Below are 18879 nucleotides of genomic sequence, written 5' to 3'. Positions count from 1 at the left end.
CGCGCACAACGCGCGTGACGCGCGGAAATGGACGAGCTCCGGGGCCCGCCCCGAAGGGCGGGACCCGGAGCTGCTCAGCCCGTTCAGCAGTGGTTGCTGGCGGTGCTGGCGACGCGCGTGGTCTCCTCGGCGGGGACCTCAAGGCCCTGCAGGTCGAGAACGATCGACATGGTGTTTCCTCCTCTCCGATGTGTCGGGGTCAGTGGACGACCGGTCGGCGGGTGCCGTCCGGAACTCAGGGGGCGTGGTGGTCCACGCCGGTGGGGCGGTCCGTGCGCGGCGCCAGGAAGGGCAGGAAGTCCCGCCGTCCGTCCAGTGCCGCGGTGAGGGCCAGCAGGATGCCGGGGCCGCCGGTGGCCAGGTCCATCGAGATCCGGCGCAACTGCTCGCCGGGGAAGGCGAGGTGGCCGCGGTAGGACAGCGCGTGCCAGTGCAGTCGCGACAGGTGTCGCGCCACGGCCGTCGCGGGTGCCGTTCCGGCGGCGCCGGTGCGCAGGCACGCGAGGGTCGCCAGCAGGCCGGCCCGGCCGCCGAACAGGTGCGGCTCGACGGTGAACTCCGGCTCGGCGGCCCGCACCAGCAGCGGCAGCGCCTGTGCCAGTCGGGCGTCCGGGCGGTGGGCGAGGACCTGGTCGGCCACCAGGGCGATGCCCGCGCTGCCCACCTCCAGGTACGGCAGCAGCCGGAACCCGCCGTCCACCTGGAGGGAGCCGTCCTCGGCGGCCCCGCACAGGTCGAGGTCGTGGTGGAGGGCCCGGACCGCCAGGTCGAGGTGGGCGGCGTCCGCCGTGTCCTCGTACAGCCGGAGGAAGAACAGGGCGGGTCCGGACCAGCCGCGCAGCAGCCCGGCCCGACTGCCGCGGCCGGGGCCGGCGGCGATGCCGGGGGCGGTGCCCAGGGCGATCGCGGCGGCCATCCGGTCGGCCAGGTCCAGGGCGCGGCGCCGGTGGTCGTCGCGGCCCGTGCGGGCGGCGGCGTCCAGCAGGTCCAGGCCGATGCCGGCCGTGCCGCGCTGCAGGCTCAGGTCGCTCAGCGCTGCGACGGCCGGGGCACAGCGGTCCAGCAGTGCCTCGGCCGCGTTCCGGTGGCCGAACTCCCGCAGGACGTGGGCGACTCCGTGCGCCCCGTCGTAGAGGCCCGGCCGGGACGGCGGTCGCCGGTCGGCGGCCGCGAGCAGCCACTCCTCGTGCTCGGGGAAACGCCCCGCGCCGCTGGTGTGCAGGGCCCACAGGACGCCTGCCGCACCGTGGGCGAGGTTCAGCCCGTCGGTGAGGAACTGCCGGACGTCGCCGGGGAAGAGCCGGTCCTCGCGGTCGGGGGTGGCCGAGAGCAGGACGGCTTCCGCCAGGGACTTGCGTACCGAGGCCCAGTCGGGCCGGGCCTCGTCCAGGTCGACGCCCGGCCTCTCTCGGAGCACGGGCGGCACCCGGTCGAGGGCCTGCTCGGTGGGGGCCAGTTCGCGGCGTACGGCGTCCAGGGTGCCGGCGGGCAGGGCGAACCGCCGCTCGGCGATGTCGGCCTGGCGCACGCCGCGTCCCGGGTCGAGCTCGGCCAGCCCGGTGAGCGGGAACAGCAGCCACAGGCGCAGGGCGGCCAGGGCGTGCCGGTCGATGGCGAAGCCGGTGCGTCCGGCTCCGGCGAAGCCGGGGTGGCCCAGGCCGAGCCGGTCGGCCTCCTCGACGGGGACGGCGAGTTCGAAGTCGACCAGCGCGACGCGGTCCTCGTCGTCGACGAGGATGTTCGCCGGGTGCAGGTCGCCGAAGACCATGCCGCGGGCGTGCACCTCGGCGACGAGCCGGTCGATGCGGTCGGCGACGGCCTGCGCCCGGCGGGCGTAGGCGGCGAGTTCCTTGTCGGACGGACCGGCCTTGGTCAGCGGGTAGTGCCGGGCCAGCCAGCCCTGCAGCGTGTCGCCCTCCAGGTGCTGGACGGCGAGGAAGTGGTGCTCCCACACGACGCGGTGCTCGTACAGGGCGGGGATGCCGGGGATGCCGGCGAGGTGTTCCATGGCCCGGCGCTCCCGGGCCAGGCGGGTCACCGCGTCCCGGCCGCGGCCGTCGAGGCCCGCGTGGGGGCGGCCCTCCTTGAGGACGACCTGGCGGCCTTCGGCGTCCGTCGCCAGGTAGACGCCGCCGCCGTTGGAGAAGTGCAGGGCCCGCTCGACGCGGTAGGGGAAGTCGGCGGCGGAGCCGCTCGCCTCGCGGGCCGCGAGCTGTTCGGCCAGGAAGGAGGGCAGCTCGATCCACTCGGGCACCTCGAACACGGGACGGCGCCGGTCGGGGACCAGGGTGCCGTCGGGGCGTTCGATCGCCGCGACGGGGGAGCCGTCCTCGTCGGTGCACCAGCGGGCGACGAAGCCGCCGTAGCGCACGTGCAGCGGTCCGGCGTTCCAGCGCAGGTCGGTGAGGATGTACGGACCCGCCTCACCGTCGAGGAGGGTGCCCAGGTCCTCCAGGGCGCGGCGCAGCTGCTGCTCGTCGCTCGGGTAGATGGTGACCAGCTTGCCGCTGGAGGAGCGGGGTGCGTACTTGAGGCTGTGGGTGGTCAGGACGTCGACGCTGCGCAGGAACTTGAACGGCAGTCCCTCGCGGGTGCAGTAGTCCCACGCGGCGTCGACGATGCGGCGGGCGTTGTCCGGGAGGCCGGAGATGTGGATCTTCCAGCCCTGCTGCGGCATGGCGTGGCCGATCGGCGTGTGCACGATCCACACGTCCATCTCGCGGCGCTCGAAGCCCTCGTGGGCCGGGGCGCCGGTCTGGGCGAACCAGGAGGTGTCGTCCTCGCTGTGGCGGCCGGCGATGTCGTAGAAGACGCGGTCGGCCTGGCAGTACTCCTCGGGCTGCGGCCTGGTGCTGGTCATCGCTTCCCTCCCTGGGGCTCCGGCTCGGACGGGGACGGGGACAGTGACGGCTGCGGGGCGCCCCCGGACGGGGCGCGCAGGACGAGTACGGCGTTGTGTCCGCCGAATCCGAAGGAGTTGCTGAGCACGGTGCGCACGGCGTGGGGACGCGCGGTGTGCGGCACGTAGTCCAGTTCCGTGTCCTCCGGGTCGTCGCAGTTCACGGTCGGCGGCACGATCCCGTCGCGGATCGTGTGGAGCGCGGCGATCAGCTCGACCGCTCCGGCGGCGCCGATCATGTGACCGGTCATCGACTTGAGCGAGCTGATCGGGACGCGCAGGGCGTGGCGCCCGAAGACGGCGCGGATCGAGGCGCTCTCGATGCGGTCGTTGAGCTGGGTGCCGGTGCCGTGGGCGGAGATGTGGTCGATCTCCTCGGGCCGTACGCCCGCGTCGTCCAGGGCGTCCGTCATGGCCTGACGGGCGGCCAGTCCCTCGGGGTGGGGGTGGGTGGAGTGGTAGGCGTCGGTGGTGGCGCCGTAGCCGGCCAGTTCGGCCAGAACGGTGGCGCCGCGGCGGTGGGCGTGTTCGGCGGATTCCAGGACGACGATGCCGGCGCCGGCGCCCATGACGAACCCGTCCCGGGCGCGGTCGAAGGGGCGGCTGGCCCGGCCGGGTTCGTCGTCGCGGCGGGAGAGCGCACCGGCGTTGGCGGCCGCGCCGAGGTCGAGGGGGTTGACGGCGTCGTCGGCTCCGCCGGCGATGACGACGTCCGCGTAGCCGTGGCGGATCATGCGCAGGGCGTCGCCGATGCAGGTGGCGCCGGTCGCGCAGGCGGTGGCGGTGGCACCGGAGGGGCCCCGCGCACCGAGCCGGGCGGCGATCTCGCCCGCCGCGCTGTCCAGCGAGCCGCTGGAGGCGAGGTAGGGGGTCATCCGGCGCCGTCCGTGGTCGCGCAGGTCGTGGACGGCCGCCTGCATGAGCTGGCCCGGACCGTAGCCGGAGCCCACCAGGACGGCGGTGCGGGTGGCGCGTTCGGCGTCGACGTCCAGTCCGGCCTGCCGCACCGCCTGGAGGGCGGCGGCGAGGGCGAACTGGGCGTACCGGTCGAGGCGGCGGCCCTGCTTGTTGGGCATGTACGGCTTCGGGTCGAAGTCCACGACCTCGCCGGCGAACCGCGTCGGAAGGGTGGCGGCGTCGTAGCGGGTGATGGTGCGGATCCCGCTGCGGCCGGCCCTGGCCGAGGCCCAGAACTCCTCGGTGGTGCAGCCGATGGGGGAGACGACACCGCTGCCGGTGATGACCACGCCGTGTTCCCGGGAACGAGCCCGTGTCTGCGCCATGTCCGCCTCCCTCCCTGACTGTGGTGAGCATCAACAGCCGTCCGGCGAGGGCCTGTCGGGGCTGCCTGCCGGGCTGATGACCAAACATTGACACACTCTCGACCCACGAGTCAAGAAATATGACTGAGCGATTCTCCGGGCGAGCCCTACCAGCAACCCTTCGCGTTGACGAGGGGCCGTGCGTGCTGTTCACTGTCGACTTCATGGATAGTCATGGACTTGACTCAAGAGTCATGGAGGGTTGATATGCCGCGCTGGAGCACACTGTTACTCGATGACGCCTCCCTCGCCGAGATGCCGAAGCTCCCCCTGCGGGACGTCCTCCGGCACGCCGACCTCGTCACCGAACAGCAGCCACAGCCACAGGCTCTCTACGAGCGCTGGGAGAAGCAGCAGTGGTCGGCCCGGGCCATCGAACTGGGGCCGGACCGCGAGGACTTCGACAAGCGGCTCCCCAAGGCCGCGCGCAAGATGATCGAGGAGTCCATCGCCACCTTCATCATCGGCGAGTACACCGGCCTCGACCTGCTGGGCCCGATCCTCACGGGAGCTCCGGAGGAGCGCGACCACCTCTACCTCGGTACGCAGATCGCCGACGAGACCCGCCACACGCAGCTGATGCTGCGCCTCGGCGAGGAGGTCCTCGGCCTGGACCCCGACCCCGGGCGGATGCTGGTGCAGGCGTGGAACATGGTCACGCCGGCCCACCAGGAGCTGAGCCGCGTCGAGACCGAGGTCATCAGGGAGCTGCAGCAGCACCCCTCGGACTACCGCCGCTGGCTGCGCGCCGTGGCGCTCTTCCACCTGATCACCGAAGGCGTCCTGGCCCTCGTCGGACAGCGCGCCATCGTCAACTCCCTGCACGGCGTGCCGCTGCTCGCCGGGGTGAAGGCCGGCTTCACCGCGATGTGCCGCGACGAGTCCCGGCACGTCAGCTTCGGTCTGCACGCGCTGCGCCAGGGCGTGCAGGAGGGCTACGGCGACGACATCCGGGAGATCATCGAGCTCGCCGCGCCGATCGCCCTCAACATCGAGGAGGGCGGCGAGGCCGACTCGGCCCCGCAGGGACTCACCATGAAGCAGCTCGGCATCGAGAGCCTGTACCGCCAGCTGCGGCTCATCGGCATCGAGAAGAAGTTCGCCGACCACGTCGTCGACCTCTCCGCCCCGAAGCCGCCCGCCGAAGAGGACCGCTGAGCCGCGCCCACCGCCGCGACCGCGGACCCGGCCCGCGCCGCTCCGCGCTCCCCGGCCCCCCAGCCACCACCACCGCCACACAACCCGAGAGAGGTAACCGCCATGACGCGTGAAGACATCATCTCCGGCCTCGCCGAGATCCTGAACGAGGTCGCCGACGTGGAGCCGGCCGACGTGACCGAGGAGAAGTCCTTCATCGACGACCTCGACGTGGACTCCCTGGCGATGGTCGAGGTCATCGTCGCCGCCGAGGAGCGCTTCGGCGTGAGCCTGCCCGAGGAGGAGCTGAAGGAGCTCCGGCTGGTCTCCGACATCGTGATCCGGATCGAGAAGCAGCTGGCCGGCTGACCGTCCGTTCCTCCCGCCGCTGCTTCGGCCCGCCCCGACCCGGGGGCCGGAGCGGCGCACCCACCCACTCCCGGACTCGACCGTACGAGCCCGGGCCAGGAGGCACCATGAGCGACGACCGGGTCCTGGTACGCCGGGCCCTTCGCGCCCTGTTCAGCCCGCTCGGCTGCCCCGACCCCCACCCCCTCTACGCGGTGCTCCGCGAGCGGGCCCCCGTGGCCCGGCTGCCCGACGGGACCGTGGTCGTCACCCGCCACGCCGACTGCGACCGGGTGCTGCGCGACCCGCTCTTCCGGGTCGAGGACGACGAGTGGATCGCCCGCACGTGGCCCGAGGGACCCGAGCACCTGGCCGTCCACTCCCTCATGGGCGAGATGGTCAACCAGAACTCGCCCCACCACGAACGGCTGCGGCGCCTGGTCGGCCGGGCCTTCACCCCGCGCCGGGTGGAGGGCCTGCGGCCGGCGGTGGAGCGGCTGACCGACGCCCTGCTGGACGACCTCGCCGCACACGCCGCGACGGGCCCGGTCGACCTGATGGAACGGCTCGCCCTGCCGCTGCCCATCACCGTCATCGGCGAACTGCTCGGCATCCCCGAGGAGGACCGGGCCTGGTTCGGCCCGCGCGTGCGGGACATCACGTCCGCCATCGAGAACAACCTCACCGGCCCCGACCTGGAGCGCGCCGACGCGGCGACCGCCGAACTGTGGGACCGGCTGGGCCTGCTGGTGGCCCAGCGACAGGCCGATCCGCGCGAGGACATGGTGAGTACACTCATCGCGGTCCGCGACGCGGACGGCGACCGCCTCACCCGTCGCGAACTGCTGGCCAACATGGTCCTGTTGTACTCGGCGGGCTACGAGACGACGAGCAACCTCATCGGCAACGGCACGGCCACCCTCCTCGACCACCCCGGGCTCCTCGACCGCCTGCGCGGCGAGCCCGACAACGTGACCGCCTGGGTCGACGAGATGCTGCGCTTCACCCCGCCCATCCAGATCGCCTCGCGCTGGACCGGCGAGGACACCGAACTGAACGGGGTGCCCATCGGGAAGGGGACCCAGGTCGTGGCTCTCCTCGCCGCGGCGAACCGCGACCCCGAACGGTACGAGTCCCCCGACACGTTCCTGCCGGGCCGGCCCGTGTCCGGCTCGCTCAGCTTCGGCGCCGGTGCCCACTACTGCCTGGGCGCCGCCCTCGCCCGGATGGAGGCCCAGGTGGTCTTCCCCCGGCTGCTGGCCCGCTTCCCGCACATCGCGCACGCCGGCCCGGCCACGCCGCGGACCCGCCTCACCTCGCTGCGCGGCTACGACCGGCTCCCGCTGGAGCTGCATTGAGCCCGGACGGGCGCCGGCCCGGGGCAGGGCGCCCCGGGCCGGATCCGCGCGCCGGCGTACGGCAGGGCTACGACTTCGCCTTCTTCTCCCGCGGCCAAATGGTGTACGACCACGACCAGATGGTGTCGATCACCCAGATGGTCAGCCAGATCCGGCCCAACCAGACCAGCGGCCCCCGCTGGTCGTCGGGCACGCTGCCGTCGGTGATCTGCCATATGAGCCAACTGGAGTCCAGCGCCCACAGGACCAGCTGCCCCAGCACGAACGCGGCCGTGTGGACGTACCAGTCCCGGCGCTCCTTGCGGGCGTGCTCCTTGGGGCCCAGCGAGGGCTTCGCCGAGGGCTGCGCCGGTTCGGGCTTGCTCGTGTCCATGTCTTCTCCGTCCTCTCTCCTGTGTACGGTCTCCGGCGCGGCGCCGGCCCCCGCTCCGGCCGCGGACGCGGACCGGGACCTCTTCCCCTCCGGCGGCAGGCGCAGGACGCGGACCGCGAACGGCACCACGACCGCCCCCACGGCGGAGGTGACGGCGGCCGCCGCGCAGGCGGCGACCCAGCCGAGTTGCTCGTAGAGCACGCCCATCACCAGCGGGCCGACCACAACACCGGCCAGTCGCGCGCTCTCGTACAGGCCCATGCCCCGGCCGATCCGACCGCCGGAGGCGGCGGCCACGGTCGCCTGCTCGACGGGGATCTGTGCCGCGAAGCAGGCGGCGGCCACGGTCCAGAACACGGCGATCGCGAGCGGCGTGGCGACGACAGCGAGTCCCGCCGCGAACAGCGTGCCCGCCGCGAACGAGGCGACCATGGTCGGGGTGCGGCCCAGCCGGTCCGTGAGGTGGTGGGTGTGCTCCGGCAGCAGCACGAACACCACGAAACCGGGGGCGAAGACCAGTGCGATCTCGTTCGGGGACAGCTCCAGGTCCCCCTGCAGCCGCAGCAGCAGCAGCATCCACAGCCCGGCCTCGGCGGCGGCCGTCACCGCGGACACCACCATCAGCGGCAGCAGCCGGCGCTCCGCCGCCCCCCGCCGCAGCGGCCCCCGCGTCCGGCGGTCGCGCCCGGCTGCGGGGCGGGCCGGCCGTCCGCCCGGACCGCGCAGCAGGAGGGCCATGGCCAGGACGCAGGCGACGGCGCCGAGCCAGAACAGGGCCGGATAGCCGGTCCGTTCCAGCAGTGAGAACGTCACCAGGTAGCCGACGAAAGCTCCTTGCCCCTCGGCGGACAGCAACTTCCCGTAGGCGGCCGTCCCGTCGCCGTCCGCCGCCTCCCGTCCGGTCCAGGCCCGCAGCGCGACCCAGAACAGCGCGCCGCCCACGCCGCCCAGGCCGGCCGCGGCGAAGGCCACCGGCAGGGTGTCGGCGAGCGCATATCCCGCGAAGGACAGGGCGTACAGTCCCGCCCCGGCCGCGGCCACCCGCCGCTGGTCGAAACGGTCGGCCAGCTCCCCGGCCAGGGGGCGCACGAGAAGGGACAGCACCGCCTCGAAGGCGATGAGCGCGCCCACCACGGACGGCCCGGCCCGCAGGGTCGAGCCGGCCCACAGGGGTAACAGGAAGTCGAGCACCTCGGCCGGGGCGCTCGCGAACAGCGCGGCCGACAGGACACGGCGGCCCGCCGGGTCCGTCGGCGTCTTCGTGCCGGCGCTCACCCTTCGAGCACCGTCTTCGGGGTGATCACCCGGGTGGGGATGGACTTGTTGGTGATCCGCGCGAACATGTTGCGCGGCCCCGGGATCCACACCTCGTCGACCTCCGCCGCGTGCAGGCCCCGCAGGATGGTCTGCCAGTGGACAGGTGTGGTCCAGCCGTCCAGCAGGTCCTGCTTGATCTCCTCGGGGTCGGTCAGGAGCCGCCCGTCGACGTCGGACAGGACCGGGACGTCCGGGGCGTTCCACGGCACGGTGCCGTAGACCTCGTCGTGCAGGCGGGCGCGCAGCCCGGAGACGGCCGAGCAGTGCTCGGCGCGGTTCATCGTGTAGAAGGGGAATCCGCCCTCCTCGCGTACCCGCTGCTCGAACCGCTCCAGGGTGCGCATCGACGCGGACACCGCGTGCACCTCCTCGTCGAGGACCACCGACAGCTCGATCCACTCACCGCGTGCACGGGTCTCCTCGACCAGCCGCTGGACGGTGTCGTGCGGGAGCCGGTAGAAGAAGTGGCAGCCGATCGGCTCGGTCAGCGACGCGAAGTAGTCCGTCTCGACGGCGACGCTGCGCCGGATCAGCTCCAGTGCGTCCGGGTAGGTCAGGGCCCCGGCCCGGACGGCGGCCATGAAGGCGCCGAAGCTCTGCCCGCCGCAGACGGCGGGCCGGCCGCCGTGGCGGTCCTGCGCGCAGTCGGCGAGGGCGAGGGTGAGCGCCATGAACCCGCTCTCGAAGACCTCCCATTCGTAGATGGACGCCTCGCGGTAGGCATCGGCCAGGGAGTAGCCCAGCACCTCGTCGGCTTCGGCGAATCTGCGTCTGGCGTGGTCGTTCGTGGTGACGAACTCGCTGATCGCGTCGAACCGGGTGGGAATGAGCCCCGGGAAGAAGAGCGCTACGGCCATTGCCTCGTCCTTGTCTCGCAGTCGTTCATTCGTCCTCGCGCAGCGGGAAGTCGCCGCCGGCCCCGGAGGTTCCCGGAGGACTGTCGGCGAGGGACACTCCCACCTCGACCACTCCTGTCGTGTTGTGCTCCACGCAGTGCCGCCATGCCGTATGGAGGACGCCGTGGAGATCGCCGGGGTTGTCGACCCGCCAGTATCCGAGTCCGTACGCGTGGGCCAGGCCCGCGGATCCGGTCGGGCGGTCGGAGGTGAAGGAGAACCGGGAGCCGGGGCCCGAGACCCGGTCCAGGTTGGTCTGCAGCCACCCGTAGCCGCCGTTGTCGAGGACCACGTACAGCAGGGACACGCCCGTGTCGGCGACGGTGGGCAGCTCGGAGCGGAAGAGGTTGAAGGCGCCGTCGCCGACGACCGCGACCACGGGCCGGTCCGGCTGTGCCAGGGCGACGCCCACGGCGGCCGCGGCGCCGAAGCCGAGCGGTGTCTGTTCGCTGGGCACGACGGACCCGCCGAGGGACCCGCAGCTGTAGTGCGGGTGGAAGTACGACCACATGTCCTGCAGGCCGTTCTCCTGGACGAGGACGCGCGTGTCGGGCACCGCGTCGGCGAGGGCCGTCAGCACGCGCGCCACGGGTACGCCCGCGGCCGGTCCGGCGGCCGCCGCGTCGGCGGCCGCCGCCCGCTCGGCCGCACGCACGGCGTGTGCCTGCCGTACCGCGCGGATCCGCCCGGTCCAGTCGGTGTCGCCCGCGGGCCGGTCCAGCATCCGGGTCCAGGCCGCGACGGTCCGCTCGACATCGCCCAGCACGCCGGTGCCCGGCCTGCCCGTGACCAGGCTCTCCTCCCCCGCCACCACCTGGATCACCGGCAGGTCGGCGGCGTTCGGCCAGCCGAAGGTCGCGGTCTCCTCCAGCCGGCTGCCGAGCGCGACCACCAGGTCGGCCTCGTGCCACAGCCGGTCGGCGGGCGCCACCGTGTAGAGCCCCGACACCCCGCAGAAGAGGGGATGGTCCTCGGCGAAGGTGCCCCGGCCGGAGGCGGTGGTGAAGACGGCGGCGCCGAGCCGGTCGGCGAAGTCCTCCAGGAGGCGGCCGGTGTTGCGGTGCCGGGCGCCGCCGCCGACGAGCAGCAGGGGCCGCCGGGCCGTGGCGATGGCGTCCGCGGTGGTCCGCAGGACGTCGGGGTCCGGGGTCGGCCGCTGCGGGGCGGCGGGCCGCCAGGGGCCGGTCCGGGTGACCGGTTCCGCGGCGATCTGCTCCGCGATCTCGACGTACACGGGGCCGGGCGTGCCGTTGACGGCGACGGCGACGGCCTTCTCCAGGACGCCCGCCAGCCGGTCGGGGTGGTCCACCCGGGCCGCCCACTTGACGTAGGGGCGCACCGCGGCGAGCTGGTCGAGTTCCTGGAACGCGCCCGTGCCCAGCCGGTCCAGGGCGGTGCCCCCGGCGATCAGGACGACGGGCGCGGCGGCGGAGGCCGCCTCCAGCACGCCCGTGAGGGTGTTGGTCAGGGCCGGGCCCTTGCCGACCGCGCAGATGCCGGGCCGGCCCGAGGCGAGGGCGTAACCGGTCGCCATGAACAGGGCGTTGCGCTGGTCCCGGCACAGGACGAAGCGGATGTCGGTGCCCTCCAGGGCGCCCAGCAGGTCCATGTCGTCGCCGGGCAGCCCGAAGACCGCGCCGGTGCCGAGGTGGTGCAGGTGGTCGGCGACGGCGTGCCAGGCGCCGGGGTGGGTGCGGTCGGTCATCGGCCGGCCGCCGGGAGGTGCTCGGCGACGGCCTTGGAGACGAGGACCGGTTCGGTCCACATCTGCGTGCCGTCGGTGATGTAGTTCGCCATCCGCCCGTATCCGCCGAAGGGCGCGTTGCCGTCGTCGATGGACAGCAGGGTGGTGTCGACGGTGACGGTGGTGCGCCGTCGCAGGGCCTCGACGAGGGCGGGGGCGTCGCCGTAGACGCTCGATCCGAGGGCGCGTTCGGTGAACACCGCGGTGGTGAGGGTGGCCGCCAGGGCCTCCGGGTCGCGGTAGCCGACGACGTTGAAGACCGGCGCGAAGAACTCCGGCACCGGGGTCCGCGGCGTCACCTCCTCGCCGAGGACGACGGTGGGCTCCATGCGGCGCTCGCGGAAGTCGACGTGGCCGCCGTGGACGATGGCGCGGCGGTTGCGGGCCAGGAACTGGGCGGCCTCCTCCAGTGCCCCGTCGTAGAAGACGGGCCCGTAGTCGGCGTCCGGGTCGGTGTAGGGCCCGTAGCGCAGGGCCTTGAGCTCGGTGACGAGGGCGTCGAGGAACGCGTCGAGGAGGTCCTCGTGGACGCAGAACAGGTCGGGGCCCAGGCAGTCCTGGCCGGCGTTGTGCATCCGGATCTCGACGGCGTCGCGGGCCGCACTGGCGAGGTCGGCGCCCGGGGCGACGACGAAGGGGTTGACCCCGGAGCCCAGGAAGAGGAACAGCTGGCCCGGGGCGAGCTGGGACCTGATCTGCTCGGCGTTGCGGTAGGCGCCGGTGAAGACGACGACGTCGGCCGGCCGTACGTGCTCGCGCAGGAACTCCCGCTGACTGGCGTTGGTCAGCTCGATCGGCAGCCCGTGGTGCGCGGCGAGCAGCCGGTGCAGCCGGCCCATCTGGTCCTTGACCTGGCTGGAGGGGCGGAAGACCAGGCGGTCCGCGTAGAGGGCGGGCACCAGCAGGTACAGGGCGTACGAGTAGAGGACGACGTTGGACGGCATGTAGACCGCCAGTCGCGGGACCCGGCCCGGCCGGTACCTCTCGAACTCGTCGAGCGCGCCGTCCAGCGTGGCGATGGTCGCCTCGATCTCGTACCCGGCGGCGCGGTGCGTGGAGATCTCGCAGAGCAGGTCGTGGACGGCGCCGGGGTCGCGGGCCAGGAAGTCCCGGACGGCGCGGAGTGCCTCCAGCCGTCCGGGGTCGGGGACCTGCACCGGCTCGTCGAGAGCGGTCGGCCAGGCGGGAGCGGAGCTCATGTATCCCTCCTCGGGGCGGAGTCCATGGAGAGCCAGCGTCAACCCCCAGTCATTGATTGTCAAGTTCAGTCATGGCTATCACGGCGATCGGTCGGCCTGCATCCCCCGGAGCGCGGGCGCCGCCCAGCAGCAGCAGACGACCAGCAGATACGCGCAGGCGAGGGTCACGAGCGCAGGGCGCAGGCCGGCGGCGCCGACGAGCACCACGGTCAGCGAGGCCCCCAGCGGGACGGCGACCAGTCCGGCCGTGTCGACGGCCGTCGTGACCCGCCCGTACTGCTCGTGCGGAACGCTGCGTTGGAGCACAGCGGTCCGCACCGGGCCCACCGGAGCGGCGAAGGCGCCGAGCAGCGCGAGCAGGACGGCTCCCACGGTCAGGGAGGGCAGGGCGGCCAGCGCGCCGACCAGCAGGGCCACGCCGAAGCCCGCGCCGAGGTACGTCCGGCGGGCTCCGAGCCGGTGCCCGGCGACGGCATAGCCCACCGTGCCGGCGACCGCACCCAGCCCGAATGCGGTGAGCAGGACACCGAGGCTCGCCGCGCTCCCCAGGTGCTGGTAGGCGTACGTCACCAGGACCACGCCGGCCAGACCGCTGTCCAGCCCGTTGAAGGCGGTCCCCGACAAGGCCACGGCCCGCAGCAGCCGGTGCTCGCGCAGGAGCCGCAGCCCCGACCGCAGCTCGACCAGGTAGCCGCCGACGGCCCGCGCGCCCCGCGGCCCGGCCCGGCCCGCCGTGATGCAGCCGGCGACGAGGGCCGCCGCCGCGAGGCAGGCCGCCGCGTCGACGAGCAGGACGTGCGCGACGCCGAACAGGGCGACCGCGGCTCCCCCCAGGGGCGGCCCGCACAGCTGGGCGACCTGGTGCACTCCGCCGAGCAGCGCGTTGCCCCGCTCCAGCGGCATGTCCGCGTCGGCGGACAGCTCGGGCACCAGACCGGTCACGGCCGCGGTGGCCGGCACGTCCAGGGCGTTCGCGGCGACGACGAGCGCCGCGAGCACGGGGAAGTCCAGCGCCCCCAGTGCGTGCACGACCGGAATGCACGCCGCTCCGATACCGCCGACCGCATAGGAGGCCGCAGCCGTTGCCCTAAAACCCCAGCGGTCCACCAGAGGGCCGGACACGAATCCCACGGCTGCGGAAGCGACGGCCCCGAGCGCCACCAGGAATCCGGTCTGCGCCACGCTGCCGGTCGTCTGCAGCACGAACCACGGGACGGCCACGACCATCATGGCCTCGCCGACCGAGGCGACCGCCACCCCGCCCAGCAGCACATACACGCCCCACCGGCGCCGCCGCCCCCGCCGCCCATCGATTGTCATGGGTATTGACATTAACATGACTCGAATGTGACTACGTGAATACTCCAAGAATGCGCAAAAATCGACACCGGTACCCGACTCCGCCTTACAGCACGAGCCCTGTCAGGTAGAATCCCCTGTCACGCTCCGTAAATATCCGTCCACCCTCCACCACACAGCGAGCCGAACCTTGACGATCGAGCAGCCAGCATTCGGGAAACGCGTCCGGGAAAGCCGTCGCACCCAGGGCCTGTCCCAGGGCGACCTCGCCGGCGAGGGCGTCTCGTCCAGCTATGTGTCGCTGGTCGAGAGCGGGCACCGGATCCCCAGCCTCAAGGCCGCCAAGGTCATCGCCGGGCGGCTCGGGGTGACGGTCGAGGAGCTGTGCGAGCCCGAGGCGCAGGACCGGCAGCGCACCCACCGGCTCCAGCTCGTCGGCATGCTGGTGGCCGCCCGCTCCAGCCAGCTGGCCGGCGACTGGGCCGCGGCCCGCAGCCAGCTCGACGCCGTCGTCCGGCAGGCCGGTGACGGCGGATTCGACGAGGTGCGCTGGGAGGCCCGCTGGGAGCTCGCCACCGTGCTGGACCGCCTCGGCGCCGACGCCGACCGCGAGGCGGTCCTGCGGGAGCTGCTGGACGATCCGATCACCACCGCCGCGCAGCTCATGCGCACCCGCGCCGCGATCGAGCTCGCCGACCTGCACCGGCGGACGGGACGGCTCTCCGAGGCCGTCACCTTCGCCGAGGACGCCTCGGGCGCCGCCGCCGGCCTGGAGCCCGGCCGGCCCGAGCGCGTCCAGGCCCAGGTCGTGCTGCTGACGGCCTACGTCGAGAGCGGCGAGTGGCACCGCGCGAAGAGCCTCGGCGACACCCTGCTCGAAGAGGTGCCCTCGGTGGCGGCCGAGCCGCTGCGCGCCTGCGCGCTCTGGGCGGCGGCCGGCGCCCGCCACCTCGCCGGCGGCACAGAGGCCCTCGGCCTGCTGGCCGAGGCCGACGCGCTGCTCGGCCGGTCGGACGACATCCGGCTGCGCACCCGCCTGGCCCGGGCCCGCGCCCTGCTGGCGCTCGCCACCGGCGACCCGACCGCCGGGGCCCTGCTGGACCGGGTGCGCAGTGCGCCGACGCCGGGGTCCGCATCCGCGGCGCAGACCTGGCTCACCGCCCTGGAGGCGCTGGCCGTCGTACGGTCCGGGCAGGCACCCGCGAGTGAGGCGTCCGCGGCGGCGGATGCGCTCGACCCCTCCGCGCTGGACCCGCTCGACCGGGCGCGCTGCACGGTGCTCCGGGCCCGCGCCCGGAGGGCTGCGGACCAGGAGGAGAAGGCGGCCACGGACCTCAGGGCGGCGGCCGAGGGGTACGAGAAGGCCGGCGCCGTCCGGCTCGCGATGGAGACGTGGCGGGAGCTGAGCGCCCCCGGCCACGTCACCGGCGTCGACCCGCACGCCGTCCTCATGCCGTAGCGGGCTCCGGACATCGCAGTCTGCGCAGCACCGCGCTGCGGACGGGGGCGGAGGCCGCCACGGCCACCGCCGTCCCCGCCCCGGCGGGCAGGTCCCTCACGTACGCGACCCCGCTCCCGCCGAACGGCCCGGACGCGGGCACTGCCACCCGGCCGTCCGGCCCGGCGGCCAGCACGTCCACCTCGGCGGCGCGCGCGAGCGCTCCGCGACCGGCCAGGCGGAGCGCCGCCTCCTTTCGGGCCCACAACCGGGCCAGCACGAGAGGTCGCCGTCCGGCCGCTGCCGCCCCCGCGAAGGCACGTTCCGTCCGGCTGAAGGGCAACAGGGCCTCGGCCTCCACCGAGCCCGGGACGCCGACCGCGCTGAGCGCCACCGACAGCCCCCGGGCGAGGGCCACGAGCAGCCCTCCCTCGTCCCTGCAGACCGCGATCCCCAGCGGCCCGGCGTCCCATCTCTGCCGCCCCAGGTCGTCCCGGGCGAGGCGGATGTCGTCCGGCGGCCGCATCAGCAGACGGCCGAGCAGGGCGCGGACGGTCCGGTCGTCGTCCGCGGAGCCGCCGCGGGGCGGCCGGCGGACGGGCCCGGATTCGCTCCCGTTCAGGAGGGAGAAGACGTGGACCTCGCCCTCACCGACGTCGTACGGGCGGTCCGGCCGCCACCATTCCTCGGCTAAGTACGCTGCCCGTGCATCCTCTTCTGGTCGATGTATGTCATAGAGAAGATCATCCCCCGGCAATTTTCCCTCACATCTTCATTTGCATTCGCCCGGGAAACGGTGCGCACCGTCACCGGGGGAATGAAATGGGTTTTCATGGAAGCGCCCGGTCAAAGCGCTCTTTTGTCAACCGCCCGGCACCGCAGCGCGCGGCGTCGGGGGCGAAAATCCGCCCACGGGACGCCCGGTAGGCTCCGCGCTGTGCCCCGCGGCCGCCCCGCAGCCACTTGCCTCGGCCCGCCCGGCAGGGCACACGGAACAGCAAACCTAACCTGGCGTGTTCACCGCAGTCAACATCGGCAAGGGCCATCTGACTCGGGCTGACCGGCAGTCATATTTCTTTGAAGGATTAACCGCTGACGCTCCGTCCCTCAGCGCCTTCCGGACACCCGCGACCGGTCACAAAGCCCGCGTGGCCTGAAATACCCGCTCGTTCGGGGGAGTGTGTCGGTGCCCCCTCGGCACCTCCCCCTCTTTGCGGCCGCGACGGAGAGCGGCGGCGGTCGCGCGGGCGCCTGTACGGACCCCCGGAGAGCACCTCGCGGCGGGTCGGCGCATCACGGGGCCCTCGCCGCCGGCATCCCGCCCGCGCCGCGCGCCCACCCCGGCCCGCCTCCGGTGTCGACCGTCCGGAGTACACGTCCGGCGCGCTGGCGTCCGTAGGGACCGCCGTCGGCCGCATACCTGTGGGTACGGTGTTGTCCCCGGTTCGCCCTGCGGACGACGGAGCTACCAATCAGTAAACAAGGGGACAACTCCTCTCTCGCCAGCAAAGAAAACGTGGGCCGTTCGTAGGGACTCGACAAAGAATCACCCGGGGCCGCTGACCGGGGAGACAGAGACCTCGCATACATGACGGGGTTACTGTGCAGTCGGGGATCCCCCTGACCTGGGGCGCCACAAGGGTTCCCCGGTGGAGCGGGCCTCGCATCACACTCTGTGTGGGCAAGGTCACCACCTGGGAAGGGTCGAAAGGCCGTGTGGGCAGTCCCTAAACTCAGCTTGTTTCAAGGAGGGAGCCATCGTGCGCAAGGTGCTCATCGCCAACCGTGGCGAAATCGCTGTCCGCGTTGCTCGGGCCTGCCGGGACGCCGGGATCGCGAGCGTAGCCGTCTACGCCGACCCGGACCGGGACGCTCTGCACGTCCGCGCGGCCGACGAAGCTTTCGCGTTGGGCGGTGACACCCCGGCCGCCAGCTACCTGGACATCTCCAAGGTCCTCCAGGCCGCCGCCGACTCGGGTGCGGACGCCATCCACCCCGGATACGGCTTCCTGTCCGAGAACGCCGACTTCGCCCAGGCCGTGATCGACGCCGGTCTGACCTGGATCGGCCCGCCGCCGCAGGCCATCCGCGACCTCGGCGACAAGGTGGCCGCCCGCCACATCGCCCAGCGCGCCGGCGCGCCGCTGGTCGCCGGCACGCCGGACCCGGTCTCCGGGGCCGACGAGGTCGTCGCCTTCGCCAAGGAGCACGGCCTGCCGATCGCCATCAAGGCCGCCTTCGGCGGCGGTGGCCGCGGTCTGAAGGTCGCCCGCACCCTCGAAGAGGTGCCGGAGCTCTACGAGTCCGCCGTCCGGGAGGCCGTCGCCGCCTTCGGTCGCGGCGAGTGCTTCGTCGAGCGCTACCTGGACAAGCCGCGCCACGTCGAGACCCAGTGCCTGGCCGACTCGCACGGAAACGTCGTCGTCGTCTCCACCCGCGACTGCTCCCTCCAGCGCCGCCACCAGAAGCTGGTGGAGGAGGCGCCCGCGCCGTTCCTGACCGAGGCGCAGAACGCGGAGCTGTACGCCGCGTCCAAGGCCATCCTGAAGGAGGCCGGCTACGTCGGCGCCGGCACCGTGGAGTTCCTCGTCTCCGCCGACGGCCTGATCTCCTTCCTGGAGGTCAACACCCGCCTCCAGGTCGAGCACCCGGTCACCGAAGAGGTCTCCGGCATCGACCTCGTCCGCGAGATGTTCCGCATCGCCGACGGCGAGGAGCTCGGCTACGGGGACCCGGTCCTGCGCGGTCACTCCATCGAGTTCCGCATCAACGGCGAGGACCCGGGACGCAACTTCCTCCCGGCGCCCGGCACGGTGACGAAGTTCGTCGCGCCGACCGGCCCGGGCGTCCGCCTCGACGCGGGCGTCGAGTCCGGCTCCGTCATCGGCCCGGCCTGGGACTCCCTGCTGGCCAAGCTGATCGTCACCGGCGCCACCCGCGAGCAGGCGCTGCAGCGCGCCGCCCGCGCGCTCGCCGAGTTCGAGGTCGAGGGCATGGCCACGGCCATCCCGTTCCACCGCGCGGTCGTCGTCGACCCGGCGTTCGCCCCCACCGACGGCAGCCCCTTCACCGTCTACACGCGGTGGATCGAGACCGAGTTCGTCAACGAGATCCCGGCGTTCACGGCTCCGGCCGCTGAGGAGGCCGAGGAGGAGCCGGGCCGCGAGACGGTCGTCGTCGAGGTCGGCGGCAAGCGCCTCGAAGTCTCGCTGCCGTCCTCCCTCGGCATGACCCTGGCCCGTACGGCGGCCGCGGGCGGCGCGAAGCCGAAGCGCCGCGCGGCCAAGAAGTCCGGTCCGGCCGCCTCCGGCGACACGCTCACCTCGCCGATGCAGGGCACGATCGTCAAGGTCGCCGTCGAGGAGGGCCAGCAGGTCACCGAGGGCGAACTGATCGTCGTCCTGGAAGCGATGAAGATGGAGCAGCCGCTCAACGCGCACCGCTCCGGCACCGTCGTGGGCCTCACCGCCGAGGTCGGCGCGTCCGTCACCTCGGGCGCCACGATCTGCGAGATCAAGGACTGACGTCCCGGCCCGCAGCACCACGCGA

General features: G+C 73.2%; 13 protein-coding genes. 5 read left to right on the top strand and 8 right to left on the bottom strand.

What is annotated here, in order from left to right; genetic code table 11:
• Window positions 1–235 precede the first annotated feature (235 nt).
• Together lanKC and fabF are read right to left on the bottom strand one after the other, a co-directional pair.
• Complete coding sequence (lanKC, locus tag IF89_RS0110500) at window positions 236–2860, bottom strand: class III lanthionine synthetase LanKC (RefSeq protein WP_051806947.1); 2625 nt, start codon at window positions 2858–2860, stop codon at window positions 236–238.
• A complete protein-coding gene (gene fabF, locus IF89_RS0110495; RefSeq protein ID WP_051806946.1) occupies window positions 2857–4182 on the bottom strand; it encodes a beta-ketoacyl-ACP synthase II in 1326 nt (441 codons plus the stop codon). Before fabF ends, lanKC begins: the two co-directional genes overlap by 4 nt.
• A 246-nt stretch (window positions 4183–4428) precedes the next feature.
• On the opposite strand from fabF, the gene IF89_RS0110490 reads away from it, so the two are divergent.
• The 3 genes from IF89_RS0110490 (at window position 4429) to IF89_RS0110480 (ending at window position 7064) form a co-directional block, all read left to right on the top strand.
• Complete coding sequence (locus tag IF89_RS0110490; protein WP_030764476.1) at window positions 4429–5379, top strand: ribonucleotide-diphosphate reductase subunit beta; 951 nt, start codon at window positions 4429–4431, stop codon at window positions 5377–5379.
• Window positions 5380–5481: 102 nt separating this feature from the next.
• A complete protein-coding gene (locus IF89_RS0110485) occupies window positions 5482–5727 on the top strand; it encodes an acyl carrier protein (RefSeq protein ID WP_030764473.1) in 246 nt (81 codons plus the stop codon).
• Window positions 5728–5834: 107 nt separating this feature from the next.
• Window positions 5835–7064, top strand: a complete 1230-nt coding sequence (locus IF89_RS0110480; protein WP_030764470.1) for a cytochrome P450 — start codon at window positions 5835–5837, stop codon at window positions 7062–7064.
• Between the two features lie 67 nt (window positions 7065–7131).
• Here IF89_RS0110480 and IF89_RS37860 read toward each other — a convergent pair whose 3' ends face one another.
• From IF89_RS37860 to IF89_RS0110455, 5 genes are all read right to left on the bottom strand, one after another.
• Window positions 7132–8712: an MFS transporter gene (locus IF89_RS37860; protein WP_051806945.1), complete on the bottom strand. Its 1581-nt coding sequence runs from the start codon at window positions 8710–8712 to the stop codon at window positions 7132–7134.
• Window positions 8709–9611, bottom strand: coding sequence for an ACP S-malonyltransferase (locus IF89_RS0110470; RefSeq protein ID WP_030764465.1), 903 nt, complete (start codon window positions 9609–9611; stop codon window positions 8709–8711). Before IF89_RS0110470 ends, IF89_RS37860 begins: the two co-directional genes overlap by 4 nt.
• Before the next feature lie 25 nt (window positions 9612–9636).
• A complete protein-coding gene (locus IF89_RS0110465; protein WP_030764462.1) occupies window positions 9637–11355 on the bottom strand; it encodes a thiamine pyrophosphate-binding protein in 1719 nt (572 codons plus the stop codon).
• Window positions 11352–12593 carry an aldehyde dehydrogenase family protein gene (locus IF89_RS0110460; RefSeq protein ID WP_051806944.1) on the bottom strand — a complete coding sequence of 414 codons (1242 nt, stop codon included), beginning with the start codon at window positions 12591–12593 and terminating at the stop codon, window positions 11352–11354. The genes IF89_RS0110465 and IF89_RS0110460 overlap by 4 nt, the downstream gene beginning before the upstream one ends.
• 78 nt (window positions 12594–12671) lie before the next feature.
• Window positions 12672–13913, bottom strand: coding sequence for an MFS transporter (locus IF89_RS0110455; protein ID WP_158717835.1), 1242 nt, complete (start codon window positions 13911–13913; stop codon window positions 12672–12674).
• 169 nt (window positions 13914–14082) lie between these two features.
• Between IF89_RS0110455 and IF89_RS0110450 the strand changes: the two genes are divergently transcribed.
• On the top strand, window positions 14083–15351 hold the full coding sequence (locus IF89_RS0110450; RefSeq protein ID WP_078628208.1) for a helix-turn-helix domain-containing protein: 1269 nt from the start codon (window positions 14083–14085) through the stop codon (window positions 15349–15351).
• On the opposite strand, the gene IF89_RS0110445 is transcribed toward IF89_RS0110450, so the two are convergent.
• Window positions 15341–16087 (bottom strand): hypothetical protein, encoded by a 747-nt coding sequence (locus IF89_RS0110445; protein WP_030764450.1) that lies wholly within the window; start codon window positions 16085–16087, stop codon window positions 15341–15343. The genes IF89_RS0110450 and IF89_RS0110445 overlap by 11 nt on opposite strands.
• 1003 nt (window positions 16088–17090) lie before the next feature.
• Between IF89_RS0110445 and IF89_RS0110440 the strand changes: the two genes are divergently transcribed.
• On the top strand, window positions 17091–18854 hold the full coding sequence (locus IF89_RS0110440) for an acetyl/propionyl/methylcrotonyl-CoA carboxylase subunit alpha (protein ID WP_030764447.1): 1764 nt from the start codon (window positions 17091–17093) through the stop codon (window positions 18852–18854).
• The last annotated feature ends 25 nt before the right edge of the window (window positions 18855–18879 follow it).

It is taken from the genome of Streptomyces sp. NRRL F-2664 (assembly GCF_000719345.1).
Taxonomy (GTDB): domain Bacteria; phylum Actinomycetota; class Actinomycetes; order Streptomycetales; family Streptomycetaceae; genus Streptomyces.
The sequence above is the reverse complement of the archived record's forward strand: the minus strand, read 5'-3'. Positions and strand labels throughout refer to the sequence as shown.

Coding starts and splice junctions, on each gene's coding strand:
- IF89_RS0110480 (WP_030764470.1), top strand. CDS start 5,835: ATGAGCGACGACCGGGTCCTGGTACGCCGGGCCCTTCGCGCCCTGTTC.
- IF89_RS0110485 (WP_030764473.1), top strand. CDS start 5,482: ATGACGCGTGAAGACATCATCTCCGGCCTCGCCGAGATCCTGAACGAG.
- fabF (WP_051806946.1), bottom strand. CDS start 4,182: ATGGCGCAGACACGGGCTCGTTCCCGGGAACACGGCGTGGTCATCACC.
- IF89_RS0110455 (WP_158717835.1), bottom strand. CDS start 13,913: ATGACAATCGATGGGCGGCGGGGGCGGCGGCGCCGGTGGGGCGTGTAT.
- IF89_RS0110465 (WP_030764462.1), bottom strand. CDS start 11,355: ATGACCGACCGCACCCACCCCGGCGCCTGGCACGCCGTCGCCGACCAC.
- IF89_RS0110460 (WP_051806944.1), bottom strand. CDS start 12,593: ATGAGCTCCGCTCCCGCCTGGCCGACCGCTCTCGACGAGCCGGTGCAG.
- IF89_RS0110470 (WP_030764465.1), bottom strand. CDS start 9,611: ATGGCCGTAGCGCTCTTCTTCCCGGGGCTCATTCCCACCCGGTTCGAC.
- lanKC (WP_051806947.1), bottom strand. CDS start 2,860: ATGACCAGCACCAGGCCGCAGCCCGAGGAGTACTGCCAGGCCGACCGC.
- IF89_RS0110490 (WP_030764476.1), top strand. CDS start 4,429: ATGCCGCGCTGGAGCACACTGTTACTCGATGACGCCTCCCTCGCCGAG.